Origin of the sequence: Pandoraea nosoerga, assembly GCF_902459585.1 — a bacterium.
GTDB classification, from domain to species: Bacteria; Pseudomonadota; Gammaproteobacteria; order Burkholderiales; family Burkholderiaceae; genus Pandoraea; species Pandoraea nosoerga.
Map to the genome: position 1 here is coordinate 19,946 of NZ_CABPSC010000014.1, position 12,442 is coordinate 32,387.

The following is a 12,442-nucleotide window of genomic DNA, read 5'->3' on the forward strand; positions in this document are numbered from 1 at the left end:
CTGTGGTGCGGTGCGACGCAAGGGCGCGCTTGCAACGGCGTGCCTATCGATGAAAATCGCCCGCCGCTTCAGGCTGATACAGCACCTTCTCGATCCGGATGCAACGCGTGCGCTCGCGCACCCGCCAGTCGATGACATCGCCCTCCCGGTAGCCGAGAATCGCGGAGCCCACCTCTGAGCGGACCGACAGTTTCCTGGCGCTGCCGTCGGCGTCCTGCGGGTAGACCAGGTCCACCTCCATTTTCTCGTCGTCCAGATGCAGCACCGCCCGCGAGTTCATCGTGATCACGTCGCCGGCGACTTCCCGCGCGCCGACGATGACGGCTCGTTCGATTTCGTGCTCGAGTTCGACCACTTCGGGGCCCGGCTCCCGCGCCACCAGACGCCTGAGCCGCGTCTGATCGATTTCCGTGACGTAAATATCCGACGGCCCGCCGAGCGCGCCTTCGCGCAGGCGTTGGAGATAACGCTCCGAGCGCATGACGTATGACTTGAGCGTTGGCGTCTCGGTGTCGAGCACGAAGCCGCAGCGCAGAAAGGCCTTGAGCGAGCGCGTGTTGTCCGGGTGAATCTTCGCGATGACCTTCTGGGCGCGCATATCGAAAAACGCGAGCTTCATGCCTTCGCGCAGGGCGCTCGCGCCGAGCCTGCGGCCCCAGTTGTCGCGATTTCCGATCACCAGGACGATCTCGCAGTCCGAACCGGTCTTCACGAGGCGCACGAATCCCACCGGCTGGTCGTGCCGGTCGCACGCCATGAAGAATCGGCCGCCCTGGTTGAACAGATGCGTGAGGATCGGCAACTGGACGCGATCCACGACTTGCTCGATGAAACGGCAGACGTGACGCGAATCGCTCAGATAGCGGACGACATTTTCGTCTTCCAGCCAGTCCATCAGATTTCGCGCGTTGGCCCGGGTGATCTCCGGGCAAAGAGAAATGAAAGGCTCGCTCATCTTCGCCACACGGGGTTGCAAGAATGAAAGCCTTTCACGGCTGCGGCCATGACGGTTCTTTCGACAGAGCGGCCATTCTAAGGCATCCGAACGAAAGGCGCGAGCCGCGCACGCCGCGCGGGCTGCGGCGGGCCCCCTTGGGGCGGCGGACCCGCCCCTGCGCGCGGCGTTGCGCGCGAGCCGGGCGGTGCGCGATCTAAGGCTCGTTACGTCGCGTATCGAACGTGGCGTGGCCGCAGTGCGGGCAGCGGGGAATCGTGTGCCCCTTTGTCACGTGCGTCGTGCGATGGCAGTGGGCGCACCGGAAGTCTCCCGTCTGTTCGGCTTTTTCGCCGGCTTTGGCGGACATGGCAGGAGGCTCCCGGTTCAGCGGTTCGGCTCCGACGGCGACGACACCTCGGCGACCATCTTGCCGCAGGTGGCTTCGTCCGCGGCCTTGGTCGCGATGTCGCCCATCGAGACCATGCCGACGAGCTTCTGGTTGTCATCCACGACCGGCATGCGGCGAATCTGTTCGCGGCACATGGTGTCGCAGGCCTGCTCGACGGTGTCGCCCTCGCGGCACCACGTGGTGCCTTCCGACATGGCGTCGCCCACCTTGGAGTCGGCGCTCTTGCCGGAGGCGACGCATCGCACCGAAATGTCCCGGTCGGTGATCATGCCTTCCAGATGGCCGTCGGCGCACACCGGCAGCGCACCGATGTTCAGGTCCGCCATCAGTTTTGCGGCATGCTGGATCGTGTCCTCACGGCGCACGAATGCGGGATCGCGAGTCATCACGTCGCGCAGGAATTGACCGGACGGCGAACGCGACTGTTGCGACTGGTGTGTTTGCATGGTGGATTCCTCCGAAAGGGGCCCCGCTCGCGAGCGGCGGGACCGGATGAAAAGGCGCTGAGCGAAGGGACTTCGCCACGCGCTCCACACCGCCGCATATTGTGTGCCACTACGCGACGTTGCCGGACGTCCGGATGCCGCGCGAGGCCGCCGGGGGCGTCGGGCGGAATTTGCATCGCGTTGCACATTTCGCCCGGTCGGGCTCGGCATGCCCTACGGGCATGCGACGCGCTTCTCACGCGCTCTCGCTCGTCCTTACGCGCTCTCGCGCGCCCCGGGGGCGGCCGCGTCCCACCGATGCCGCCGGGGGAATTTCGGCTAGTATGCGAACCAGACGCCGTGCGAACGCACGCGTCGTATCGCCGTTCGGCGCCATTCGAAGCCTTGCCGGCCGTCACGGGTGACGGCGTGGGCTCGAGCCGTGCGCGGGCCGTCGGCGCGGCCATCGTCAGGGAGCGGGAATGATGTTCAATCGTGGAATGGGCCGTGCCATGCTGATGGCCGCTTGCGTGGTGCTGCCGACTTGGGCGGCAAGCGCGTGGGCACAGGCGGCGGGGGCCTCGGGGGCAGCGTCGGTGGTGACGTTGCGTGGCGTGTCCTACGAGCATCGATGGTCCAAGGACGGGCAGAACGAATTCACGCCGAAGGGACAGGCGGATCTCGCCTCATGGACCGATATGGTCACCGTCAACGTCCACGACGGCGTTTCGAGCGGCGAGCAGTTGGCCGATATGGCCAACAAGGTGCTGAGCAACTACCAGCGCAACGGCAAGGTGTTGCGCACCGACTCGAAGGCGCGCACCGCCGAGCGTGCCGCCGAGCACCTCATCGTGGCGGTGCTGGGCGCGCCGGACTTCCTCGAGGTGGCCTTTGCGCGCTTCCTGCTGCTCGACGGCAAAGGCGTCGTCGCGGTGTATTCGCACCGCGTCTACGGCAAGCCGGCTGGCCCTGCAATGAGCGACTGGTTAAACGCCAACGGAGCGCAAGTGGAGAAGGATCTGATGGCGTGGAAGACGGTCCCCGCGCCGGCAGCGCTGGCGCGTCTGCCTCAGAGCCGGTAACGGGCGCGGCCCGCGCGCAACGGCACATTGGCGAGCGGTGCGCCGAGCACGTTTCGCGCCAACGATGGACTCGCCGTTCCGATAGCCCGAGCGCCGGCCGCAGACCCTCGCGCGGGCTGGCTCGACCGCTCGGCCCGTATCACCTGAACGTATGCAGATACGCGATGAGATCCGCGACCTTGCGTTCGTTGCCGATGCCCCAGAAGCGCATCTTGGTGCCAGGCACGGTCTTGCCCGGATTCGCGATGAACGCGGCGAGCGTCTTGTCGTCCCATACGATGCCGGACTGCTTCATCGCTTTCGAATATTCGTAGTCGGACAGGCTTGCCGCGCGGCGTTTGGCCAGACCGTTGAGTTGGGGGCCGAAGCCCGATGCGGCCATCGGCCCGACCGAATGGCAAGACGCGCAGCGCGACGCGAACAACGCCTTGCCCGCTTCGATGTCGCCGGCCGCGCGTGCCGGCGTGGCGAATGCCGTCAGCGCGAGCGCCAGGGCGCCGGACGCGGCACAGGCGGCGCGAGCAATGCGACGGAAGCTGCTGGAGCGGCGGGGTGCGCGAGCGCCGCGGCCTCGCGCGGTGCGGGCAAACGGAGCGGGCGGCAGGGCCGAATCGGCGCGGGGCGGGAAAGTCATCGGATGGCGTGATGCGACAGGGGGGCTTTCTGGGGCTTGCCGGGGCTTTCCGGGCCCTTCCGGGCCCTTCCGGGGCCTTCCGGGGCCTTCGGCAACGAGCCGCTAACTTACCCGTTTCCGTCGCGCCAGGCCAGCGTTTCCGATGCGACGGCATGCGACATCGTGTCGCGGCCCGGCTCGCGCCCTCAAGCGCACGCGAGCCGGTTCAGCCGGTCCGTCGGTGGGCCGAAACTCAGGACGCTGCGATCTTGGTCACGCTGTCAGGCAGGTCACGGCCATGATATTTCTTGTAGATCGCGTTGAGCTTGCCGTTCCTGAGATTGGTCTTCACCCAGTTGTTGATCCACTCCTTGAGCGCCGGCTGATTCTTGTTCAGCGCGATGCCCAGATCGAACTCCTTTTGCGCAAACTTCAGCTCGAGGTGCTTGTCCGGCGCGCGCTTTTGCATTTCGCCCAGATTCGACGGCGTGCTCGAGAAGATGTCGACCTGACCGGTCACCATCGACGTGATCAGCGTAGCGTCGTCTTCGTAGCGCACGATCTGCGCGCCCTTGGCGTTCTGCGTGGTCAGCGTGTCGTTGACGGTCGCACGCGTGAGCCCGATGCGTTTGCCGTTCAGATCCTCGTAACCCTTGATCGGAATGTTCTTGGGGCCGCCCACGATGATCGAGATGACGGCATACGGCACCGAGAAGTCGACCACCTGCGCCCGTTCGGGCGTGATCGACAGGTCGGCCACCACGATGTCGGCACGATTGGCTTGCAGCGTCGGCACGCGCGCCGCGTTCGTGACCGATACGATGTCGAGTTTCACGCCCAGGTCCTTTGCCAGCAGTTCGGCCGTCTCCACGTCCGAGCCCACCGGCTTGAGATTGGCGTCGGCGTATGAGTACAGCGGCGTGCCCATGGCGATCGCCACACGAATCTTGCCGGCCTTCCTGATGTCGTCGAGCTGATCGGCCAGCGCGGCGTGCGCCATCGCACCGAGCAGGACGGCGGCACAGGCCTGGACGAAGCGCGTCTTGAGTTTCATGCTGGAGTCTCCTTGTGATGTCTGGTGAGGCAGGGGATTTACAGCCCGTTCGCGAGGAAGGCGCGCAGCTCTGGCGTTTGCGGGGCGTCGAGCATCTCGCCCGGACCGACTTCCCACACCTTGCCCTGATGCATGTAGATGATCTGGTCGGCCACCCGCTTGGCGAACGCCATTTCGTGCGTGACGAGCAGCATCGTCATGCCGTCGGCGGCGAGGTCTTCCATCACGCGCAGCACCTCGCCGGTGAGTTGCGGATCGAGCGCGGACGTCACTTCGTCGAACAGCATGACCTTCGGCGACATGGCGAGCGAGCGCGCGATCGCCACGCGCTGTTGCTGGCCGCCCGAGAGTTGCTCGGGGTAGCTCCCGGCCTTGTCGGACAGGCCCACCTGCGCGAGCACGCGCTTCGTGACGTCCTCGGCCTCGCCGCGCGGCATGCGCTTGACGTGGCGAAGCGCGAGCATGATGTTCTCGCGCACGCTCAGGTGCGCAAACAGGTTGTAGCTCTGGAAGACGATGCCGACTTCGCGGCGCAATCGATGCAGATCGACGTGCGGATCGTCCACGCGAATGCCGCACACTTCGATGGAGCCGTCGTCAATGGTCTCCAGGCGGTCGATGCAGCGCAGCGCCGTGCTCTTGCCCGAGCCGCTCGCGCCGATGATCGCCACCATCTTGCCGCGCTCCACTTCGAACGACACGCCCTTGAGCACGGGGTTGTCGCCGAAACGCTTGTGAATCTGGTTGACCTTAACGATTGCCGACATTGAGCCTGTCCTCGAGTAGCGAGCTCCAGCGCGAGAGCGGATAGCACAGCAGGAAATAGAACACCCCGACCAGCGAAAACACGAGAAAGGGCTGGAAAATCGAGTTGTTGATGATCTGTCCCGCACGGGTAAGCTCCACGAAGCCGATCACCGACGCGAGCGAGGTCACCTTGATGATCTGCACGAGAAAGCCGATGGTGGGCGGCAGCGACAGGCGCACCGCCTGCGGAATGATCACGAGCCGCAGCGTTTGCCAGCGCGAGAACGACAGACACTCCGCCGCCTCCCATTGCGCACGCGGCATGGCTTGTACGCAGCCGCGCCAGATATCGCCGAGGTAGGCGCTCGTGTAGACCATCAGCGCGAGCGCGGCGGCCACGATGGCGGGCAGTTCGAAGCCGTACACCGACAAGCCGAAGTAGACGATGAAGAGCAGGATCAGCAACGGGATGCCCTGAATCGCTTCGATGAAGACCTGCGCCGGCAGACGCAGCCAGCGGCGCGGCGAAATGCGCGCGAGCATCACCAGAAAACCGCCGGCGCTGCCGAGCACGAATGCGAGGGCCGAGAGCACGAGCGTCCAGCCGGTGGACTGCACCAGATAACCGAAATAGGTCCACGAAAAGTTGGCGATCATGGCGCGCTCCGTTGCGCAGTGTTGGCGCCTGGCGCACCCTGGCCGGCGGTGCGCGACATGGCCGCACGCCGGCGCGCCGCCAGCGCGGTTTGCGCCGCGGCGCGGCGCACGGTGCGGCGGCGCTTGAAGAAGTACTCGCCCGCCGCCCACGCCACAAGCTTCACGAGCAGCGACAGCGCGAGGTATAGCGCCGCGACCACGATGTAGGTCTCGAGCGACCGGAAGGTGTCCGATTGCACCGTATTGGCCACCGCCGTGAGCTCTTCGGCGGAGATTTGCGAAGCCATCGCCGAGGCCTGCATCATCAGGATGAATTGCGTGGTGAGGGCCGGATAGACCTTCTCGATGGAGGGTTGGAGCATGACGTGCCACGCAATACGCCACTTCGACAGGCCAAGACACTCGGCGGCCTCGATCTGTCCGCGCGGCACCGCTTCCAGGCCGGCACGGATGATCTCGGCCGCGTATGCGCCGATGTTGATCACCATGGCGATGACGGCAGCCGCGAACGTCGGCATGTGCACGCCGACGCTGGCCAGCCCGAAATACAGCAGAAAGATCTGCACGAGGAACGGCGTGTTGCGCACCGATTCGATGTAGACGCCGCACAGGCGAGAGAGCCAGCCACGGCGGCTGCGCCTGGCGAAGGCCACGAGCGTGCCTACCGCCGTGCCGATGACCACGGCCAGCACGGTCATCTTCAACGTGAGCCACGCCCCTTCGAGGAAAACCGGCCAGTAGGGCAGCAGCGGAGCGAAATTGAATGTGAAGTGCATGGCAAACGCCTGTCTCCGGTGACGTTCGGGCCGATGCACCGCGCCATACTGCCAGGCTCGGGGCATCCGCGATTGCGTGATCGGCCTTTCTTGTACGTCGTCATATAAGTGATGTGATTTTGCGCAGCGCGAAACGACGCTGTCAATAGCGGCGGGTTGCGGGGATACCCTTGGGTACTGCGATGATTAGTGCAGGACTAGTGCGGGATTAGTGCGGGATTTTGGACGGAATGACCCATGCGACGGTGATCTGGCGGTGCGCGGGTGAGGCCGGTTCAACACCGGATTGAGGTGCGGCGTGCGGCAATTTGTCGTCGTATCTCTTTGTTGAGTCAGCCTCAACGGAGGGAACCGGACATGTAAGCTCTATAATCGCGCATTGCCGCCGGGCCTCAGGTGTCCGGGGCGCCCCGGCGATCAGCCGCCGTGATGACACACAGACCAACATGACGACCACGACCGCACGCACATGCCTTGCCCCGCCCCGCTGCCGCCGTCATGGGCCCCGGTACGGCGGGCCCGCGTGCGCCCGTGGCGCGAGCGAGACGGTGCCGACTCTGTGTGCCGACAACGGCATGGGGCCCTCCGGTGAGCCGCCGCGGACAGGGGAGGCGGTGTGACGCTGTCCTCCACGTCGCTCGACGAGCTTGATCGCAATCTGCTGGCGCTACTGCGCGTGAACGCCCGCGAGAGCGCGGCGAATCTGGCGCGCCGTCTGGGCGTGGCGCGCACCACGGTGCTCGCGCGCCTGAGTCGACTCGAGCGCACGGGCGTCATCGCCGGCTACACCGTAAGGCTCGGGCAGGACGCCGCTGGCGGCGGCCTGCAGGCGTGTGTGGGCATCAGCGTGCAGCCGCGCTCCGGGCGCGACGTCTTGCGACGGTTGAACAAGATGCCGGAAGTCCATTTGCTCTGCTCCGTGAGCGGTGAATTCGATTACGTCGCCTGGCTGCATGCGGCGTCGGCCGATCAGCTCGACGCGCTACTCGACGCCATCGGCGAAATCGATGGCGTGACGCGCACGACCACCTCGGTCGTCCTCGCGCGAAAGATCGACCGGGGCGGTGTGCTGCCCTGAGGCCGCGCGCCACGGTAATTTTCCGTAACCCGCGCCCTAAGAATCGCCGGCCGGCCCGTCCGGCGGCGTTCGGCCGCCACTTCACCTGTCCCGCCCCGTGCGTTCCCAGTGGGCGGCGTTTGTCTGGCCATGGCGATAGTGCTAAACTTATTGAGAATTGTTTGCATTAACTTCTTCACCTTCCGGAGTGTGTATGCGCGTGAAATCCCTCGTGGCAGCGGTGCTGCTGGCCGGTGCGGCCACCATGGCTCAGGCCGCCGAGTTCCCGATCGGCAAACCGCTGAATGTGGCGGGCATGGAAATCAACACCGTCTATCTCCAGCCGATCACGATGGAGCCGGCCGGCATGATGCGCGACGCCAAGGCGTCGGACATCCACCTCGAGGCCGACATTCACGCCATTGCGAAGAACCCGAACGGCTACGCCGAGGGCGACTGGATTCCGGGTCTGGAAATCACTTACAAGCTGCAGAAGGCCGGCAGCACGAAGGTCATCGAAGGCCTGATGATGCCGATGGTCGCGAGCGACGGCCCGCACTACGGTGACAATGTCAAGCTCGACGGCCCGGGCAAGTACACGCTGACGATGGTCGTGAACGCTCCGGGCACGCTCGCCGAGTTCGGTTGCAAGATGGGCGCAGCCGCGCCGGCCGCAGGCGCGCACGCGGCGCACGGGGGCATGGGGCCGTGGTGCTTCGGCCGCCACGTCGACAAGGAAACGGGCGTGGGCCCGTGGTTCAAGCCGATCACGAAGACGGTCGAATTCACGTTCGCCGGTGTCGGCAAGAAGGGCGGCTATTAAGCCCGGACAACTTTGATGCAGCGTTGGCCTGCGGGTCAGCGCTGTTTTCGTTTGGAGCACAGGGATGAATCAACGCATCGCGCGCCTGGGGCCCACGATGGCGGCCGTCGCGCTCACCTTGTTCACGTTGGGCGGCCCGGCGCTTACCCGCGCGGACGACCTGCCTACGTTCAAGCTGGAAATGAACAACGGCAAGCTCAATCCGGCGCGCATCGAAGTCCCGGCGGGCAAGCGCATCAAGATCGAGGTGCACAACACCGGATCGAACGCCGTGGAATTCGAAAGTCTGCAACTGCGCAAGGAAAAGGTGCTGGCGCCAGGCGCGCAGTCGTTTGTCGTGATCGCGCCGCTGCAGCCGGGCGAGTACAAGTTTTTCGACGATTTCCATCAGCAGGCGCAGGGCGTGATCGTCGCCAAGTAAGCGCGCGGGAGTCGTGTTGGTCACACGGTAAGACAAGTCACACAAGAGGAATCGCACGATGGGTCAGGTCATGTTCATCGTCTGGCGCGAAAGCGTCGAGGCATTGCTGGTCGTAGGCATTCTCCATGCCTGGCTGGCCAACCCCGATCATGGGGCGAGGCGCGGCCTGCCCTATCTGTGGGCCGGCGTCGCGCTGGGCATCGCCGCGGCCGTGGCACTGGGCGCCGCACTTGTCGGCTTCACCGAAGTGCTCTCGGGCGACGCGCAGGATTACTTCCAGACGGCGATGGTGCTCATCGCCTGCGTGCTCATCGTGCAGATGGTGTTCTGGATGAAGCGCCACGGGCGCACCCTCAAGCGCGACATGGAATCGTCGCTGAAGAAGAGTCACGACCAGGGCACCTGGTGGGGCGTGCTCGTGCTCGTCGCGCTGGCCATCGCCCGCGAAGGCAGCGAGACGGCCATCTTCCTGTACGGCATCGGCTTCGGTCAGCAGGGCAGCGTGCCGCTCTCGATGTGGCTGGCCGTGCTGATCGGTTTCGCGCTCGCGCTCGTCACGTTCTGGCTGCTGCAACTCGGCGGCAAGGTCTTCTCGTGGCGGCTGTTCTTCCGCGTGACCGAAATCATGCTGCTGTTCCTTGCCGCCGGCCTGCTCGAATCGGGACTGGATCGCCTGATTTCGCTCGAGCTCGTGCCCACGCTGGTCGACCAACTGTGGGATACTTCCGCGATTCTTGACGACGCCAGCCCGTTCGGCAGCCTGGTGGCAACGCTCACCGGCTACCGCGCGCATCCGGCCGGCATGAACCTGTTGGTCTATGTCGTGTATTGGCTGTGCATCTGGGCGCTGCTCAGGCGAGCGGGCGCACCGGCAAAGCAGGTCAAGCCCGCCTGAGCGGGCAGCGCGCACCGGCGGGATTGCCGCGCGGTGCGCCCCACGGGCTGAACGGACACGCCGCACGTGGATTTCGCGGTAATCGCCAGATCCGGCAGCCCGGCCAAGGCAATCCCCCGACGTAAGAGTTGAGCATGAGCATCGCCATACCTGTCCCGAACCGACTGGCCCGATTGGGCCTGTGGATGCAACGCCACGGCAAGCTGATACGTGGCGTGCAGTGGGTCATCGTGCTGGTTTATGCGTTTCTCATCTGCGTGCCGGTCCTGCTGCCGCTTCCCGACGAAACGGCACACATCCTCGACAATCTCACCGTCTTCGCGCAATTCACGTTCTGGGGCATCTGGTGGCCGTTCGTGCTGCTCAGCATGGTGCTGATGGGGCGCGTCTGGTGCGGCGTGCTGTGCCCGGAGGGCACGCTGTCCGAATTTGCGAGCCGCCACGGGCGCGGCCGCGCCATTCCGCGCTGGATGCGTTGGGGCGGCTGGCCCTTCGTGGCTTTCGCGGGCACCACGCTCTACGGGCAGATGGTCAGTGTGTATCAGTACCCGAAGGCCGTGCTGCTGGTGCTCGGCGGCTCGACCGTGGGTGCCATGGTGATCGGTTACTTCTACGGCCGCGACAAGCGCGTGTGGTGCAAGTACCTGTGCCCGGTCAACGGCGTGTTCTCGCTGCTCGCGCGCCTCTCGCCGTTTCACTTCAAGGTCAACGAGGACGCCTGGCGACAGTCGTATCACACCAACGGTCACAAGATCATTCCGGTCAATTGCGCGCCGCTCGTGCCGCTGCGCAACATGAAGGGCGGCGCGCAGTGCCATATGTGCGGCCGCTGCGCGGGCCATCGCGACGCCATCTCGCTCGTGAGCCGCTCGCCCAGCGAAGAGATCGTGACCTTCGGCGCCACGGAAAACAACAGCCTGTGGGACAGCGTGCTGGTCATGTACGGACTGCTCGGCGTGGCCATCGGCGCCTTCCACTGGACGGTCAATCCGTGGTTCGTCGCGACCAAGACCGCGATTGCCACATGGCTCATCGATCGCAACATCATGTGGCCGTTCGAAACCAACGCGCCTTGGTTCGTGTTCACCAACTATCCCGACCAGAGCGACGTGTTCACGTGGCTCGATGGCGGCATGGTCGTCACTTACATCCTGGGCAACGGGCTGATTCTCGGCCTGGCGTTCACGATCATCTTCGCGCTCGCCAATCGTGCGATGGGGCCGTGGCAGACCTCGCGCTTCAACCATCTGGTGCAGTCGATCATTCCGATTGCCGGCGCCGGCGTGTTCATTGGCCTGTCGGCGACCACGATCAGTCTGCTGCGTGCCGAGCATCTGCCGGTGTACTGGGCCAACGACGTGCGCGCCGCGATTCTGGCCGCCACCACGCTGTGGAGCCTCTGGCTGGGCTGGCGCGTGACCGGGCGGCACACGCGCTCGCCGGGGCGGCGTCTGGCCGGGATGGCCGGCGTGGCGGCCGCGCTGGCGCTCGTGAACTGGCTCTGGCTGCTGATGTTCTGGATCTGGTGAGCCTGGCGTGACGTGAAGTGACGTGACGTCCGGCCGCCGGACGGCAGCCGTGCCGTTGGCGGGCCCCCGCCGGTGGCCTACAATGTCGTCACAAGTCTTTCTGTGTAGTCTTCCCGTGTGACGCCCATGTTGCTCGCTCAACGCCTTCCGCTGTATTTCCGCCTCGTTCGCCTCGACAAGCCGATCGGCACCGTGCTGCTGCTCTGGCCGACGCTCTCGGCGCTGTGGATCGCCTCGGACGGGCGTCCCGAGCCCTGGATGGTGGTGATCTTCACGCTCGGCACCTTCCTGATGCGCTCGGCCGGTTGCGCCATCAACGACTATGCGGACCGCGATTTCGACAAGTTCGTCAAGCGCACCAAGGAACGTCCGATCACCTCGGGACGCATCCGCGCATGGGAAGCGCTCGCCGTGGCCGCAACGCTCGCGCTCGTGAGCTTCCTGCTGATCCTGCCGCTCAACGCACTCACCAAGGGGTTGTCGATCCCCGCGCTGTTCGTGGCGGGCACCTATCCTTTCACCAAGCGCTTTCTCGCCATTCCGCAGGCGTATCTGGGGGTGGCTTTCGGCTTCGGGATTCCGATGGCCTTCGCCGCCGTGCAGGATCAGGTGCCGATGCTCGCGTGGCTGTTGTTGCTCTCGAACGTGTTCTGGTCGGTCGCATACGACACCGAGTACGCGATGGTCGATCGCGACGACGACCTGAAGATCGGCATCAAGACATCGGCCATCACGTTCGGCCGCTTCGACGTGACAGCCATCATGATCTGCTATGCCGCAGCGCTCGGCATTCAGGCGGGCGTCGGCGTGTGGCTCGGTTTCGGCTGGCCGTTCTGGCTCGGCATGGCGGTCGCGGCGAGCTTCGCCGTCTACCACTACTTCCTCATTCGCGGCCGCGAGCGCATGCCTTGCTTCGCCGCGTTCCGGCACAACAACTGGCTTGGCGCCGCGGTCTTCGCGGGCATTGCCGGGCACTATCTGCTGAGCGCCCGAGGCTGAAGTCCGGCGCGCCCGGCA

The 12,442-nt window shown here is 65.3% G+C and carries 15 protein-coding genes; 7 read left to right on the forward strand and 8 right to left on the reverse strand.

The window, feature by feature from the left end; all coding sequences use genetic code 11:
- Positions 1-43 precede the first annotated feature (43 nt).
- The 3 genes from PNO31109_RS16975 to PNO31109_RS16985 all read right to left on the reverse strand — a co-directional run bounded on the left by PNO31109_RS16975 (position 44) and on the right by PNO31109_RS16985 (position 1,792).
- Complete coding sequence (locus PNO31109_RS16975; RefSeq protein WP_150556642.1) at positions 44-955, reverse strand: bifunctional GNAT family N-acetyltransferase/nucleoside diphosphate kinase regulator; 912 nt, start codon at positions 953-955, stop codon at positions 44-46.
- Between the two features lie 196 nt (positions 956-1,151).
- Entirely contained in the window at positions 1,152-1,304 is a 153-nt protein-coding gene (locus PNO31109_RS16980; protein ID WP_150556643.1) for a zinc ribbon-containing protein, read from the reverse strand.
- Positions 1,305-1,321: 17 nt separating this feature from the next.
- Entirely contained in the window at positions 1,322-1,792 is a 471-nt protein-coding gene (locus PNO31109_RS16985) for a CBS domain-containing protein (protein ID WP_150556644.1), read from the reverse strand.
- Positions 1,793-2,253: 461 nt separating this feature from the next.
- Here PNO31109_RS16985 and PNO31109_RS16990 point away from each other — a divergent pair, with 461 nt between their 5' ends.
- Positions 2,254-2,853, forward strand: a complete 600-nt coding sequence (locus tag PNO31109_RS16990) for a hypothetical protein (RefSeq protein WP_150556645.1) — start codon at positions 2,254-2,256, stop codon at positions 2,851-2,853.
- Positions 2,854-2,992: 139 nt separating this feature from the next.
- Here the strand turns inward: PNO31109_RS16990 and PNO31109_RS16995 are convergent, their stop codons facing one another.
- The 5 genes from PNO31109_RS16995 to PNO31109_RS17015 form a co-directional block, all read right to left on the reverse strand.
- On the reverse strand, positions 2,993-3,487 hold the full coding sequence (locus PNO31109_RS16995; protein WP_150556646.1) for a c-type cytochrome: 495 nt from the start codon (positions 3,485-3,487) through the stop codon (positions 2,993-2,995).
- A 232-nt stretch (positions 3,488-3,719) separates the two neighbouring features.
- Positions 3,720-4,520: a transporter substrate-binding domain-containing protein gene (locus PNO31109_RS17000; RefSeq protein WP_150556647.1), complete on the reverse strand. Its 801-nt coding sequence runs from the start codon at positions 4,518-4,520 to the stop codon at positions 3,720-3,722.
- A gap of 38 nt (positions 4,521-4,558) precedes the next feature.
- Positions 4,559-5,287 carry an amino acid ABC transporter ATP-binding protein gene (locus PNO31109_RS17005; RefSeq protein WP_150556648.1) on the reverse strand — a complete coding sequence of 243 codons (729 nt, stop codon included), beginning with the start codon at positions 5,285-5,287 and terminating at the stop codon, positions 4,559-4,561.
- Positions 5,271-5,924 carry an amino acid ABC transporter permease gene (locus PNO31109_RS17010; RefSeq protein ID WP_150556649.1) on the reverse strand — a complete coding sequence of 218 codons (654 nt, stop codon included), beginning with the start codon at positions 5,922-5,924 and terminating at the stop codon, positions 5,271-5,273. The genes PNO31109_RS17005 and PNO31109_RS17010 overlap by 17 nt, the downstream gene beginning before the upstream one ends.
- The gene (locus PNO31109_RS17015; protein ID WP_150556650.1) at positions 5,921-6,700 is read right to left on the reverse strand and encodes an amino acid ABC transporter permease; all 780 of its coding nucleotides are present in this window, start codon (positions 6,698-6,700) and stop codon (positions 5,921-5,923) included. Before PNO31109_RS17015 ends, PNO31109_RS17010 begins: the two co-directional genes overlap by 4 nt.
- Positions 6,701-7,316: 616 nt before the next feature.
- On the opposite strand from PNO31109_RS17015, the gene PNO31109_RS17020 reads away from it, so the two are divergent.
- The 6 genes from PNO31109_RS17020 to ubiA all read left to right on the forward strand — a co-directional run bounded on the left by PNO31109_RS17020 (position 7,317) and on the right by ubiA (position 12,424).
- Positions 7,317-7,778 carry an Lrp/AsnC family transcriptional regulator gene (locus PNO31109_RS17020; RefSeq protein ID WP_150556651.1) on the forward strand — a complete coding sequence of 154 codons (462 nt, stop codon included), beginning with the start codon at positions 7,317-7,319 and terminating at the stop codon, positions 7,776-7,778.
- A gap of 193 nt (positions 7,779-7,971) precedes the next feature.
- Positions 7,972-8,580, forward strand: coding sequence for an iron transporter (locus tag PNO31109_RS17025; protein WP_150556652.1), 609 nt, complete (start codon positions 7,972-7,974; stop codon positions 8,578-8,580).
- Between the two features lie 97 nt (positions 8,581-8,677).
- Entirely contained in the window at positions 8,678-9,001 is a 324-nt protein-coding gene (locus tag PNO31109_RS17030) for a cupredoxin domain-containing protein (protein ID WP_241013913.1), read from the forward strand.
- A gap of 58 nt (positions 9,002-9,059) precedes the next feature.
- Positions 9,060-9,896 carry an FTR1 family iron permease gene (locus PNO31109_RS17035; protein ID WP_150556654.1) on the forward strand — a complete coding sequence of 279 codons (837 nt, stop codon included), beginning with the start codon at positions 9,060-9,062 and terminating at the stop codon, positions 9,894-9,896.
- Between the two features lie 185 nt (positions 9,897-10,081).
- Positions 10,082-11,425 (forward strand): 4Fe-4S binding protein, encoded by a 1,344-nt coding sequence (locus PNO31109_RS17040; RefSeq protein ID WP_174966451.1) that lies wholly within the window; start codon positions 10,082-10,084, stop codon positions 11,423-11,425.
- Positions 11,426-11,551: 126 nt separating this feature from the next.
- The gene (gene ubiA / locus PNO31109_RS17045) at positions 11,552-12,424 is read left to right on the forward strand and encodes a 4-hydroxybenzoate octaprenyltransferase (protein ID WP_150556656.1); all 873 of its coding nucleotides are present in this window, start codon (positions 11,552-11,554) and stop codon (positions 12,422-12,424) included.
- The last annotated feature ends 18 nt before the right edge of the window (positions 12,425-12,442 follow it).

Coding starts and splice junctions, on each gene's coding strand:
- PNO31109_RS16975 (WP_150556642.1), bottom strand. CDS start 955: ATGAGCGAGCCTTTCATTTCTCTTTGCCCGGAGATCACCCGGGCCAAC.
- PNO31109_RS16980 (WP_150556643.1), bottom strand. CDS start 1,304: ATGTCCGCCAAAGCCGGCGAAAAAGCCGAACAGACGGGAGACTTCCGG.
- PNO31109_RS16985 (WP_150556644.1), bottom strand. CDS start 1,792: ATGCAAACACACCAGTCGCAACAGTCGCGTTCGCCGTCCGGTCAATTC.
- PNO31109_RS16990 (WP_150556645.1), top strand. CDS start 2,254: ATGATGTTCAATCGTGGAATGGGCCGTGCCATGCTGATGGCCGCTTGC.
- PNO31109_RS16995 (WP_150556646.1), bottom strand. CDS start 3,487: ATGACTTTCCCGCCCCGCGCCGATTCGGCCCTGCCGCCCGCTCCGTTT.
- PNO31109_RS17000 (WP_150556647.1), bottom strand. CDS start 4,520: ATGAAACTCAAGACGCGCTTCGTCCAGGCCTGTGCCGCCGTCCTGCTC.
- PNO31109_RS17005 (WP_150556648.1), bottom strand. CDS start 5,287: ATGTCGGCAATCGTTAAGGTCAACCAGATTCACAAGCGTTTCGGCGAC.
- PNO31109_RS17010 (WP_150556649.1), bottom strand. CDS start 5,924: ATGATCGCCAACTTTTCGTGGACCTATTTCGGTTATCTGGTGCAGTCC.
- PNO31109_RS17015 (WP_150556650.1), bottom strand. CDS start 6,700: ATGCACTTCACATTCAATTTCGCTCCGCTGCTGCCCTACTGGCCGGTT.
- PNO31109_RS17025 (WP_150556652.1), top strand. CDS start 7,972: ATGCGCGTGAAATCCCTCGTGGCAGCGGTGCTGCTGGCCGGTGCGGCC.
- PNO31109_RS17030 (WP_241013913.1), top strand. CDS start 8,678: ATGGCGGCCGTCGCGCTCACCTTGTTCACGTTGGGCGGCCCGGCGCTT.
- PNO31109_RS17035 (WP_150556654.1), top strand. CDS start 9,060: ATGGGTCAGGTCATGTTCATCGTCTGGCGCGAAAGCGTCGAGGCATTG.
- PNO31109_RS17040 (WP_174966451.1), top strand. CDS start 10,082: ATGCAACGCCACGGCAAGCTGATACGTGGCGTGCAGTGGGTCATCGTG.
- ubiA (WP_150556656.1), top strand. CDS start 11,552: ATGTTGCTCGCTCAACGCCTTCCGCTGTATTTCCGCCTCGTTCGCCTC.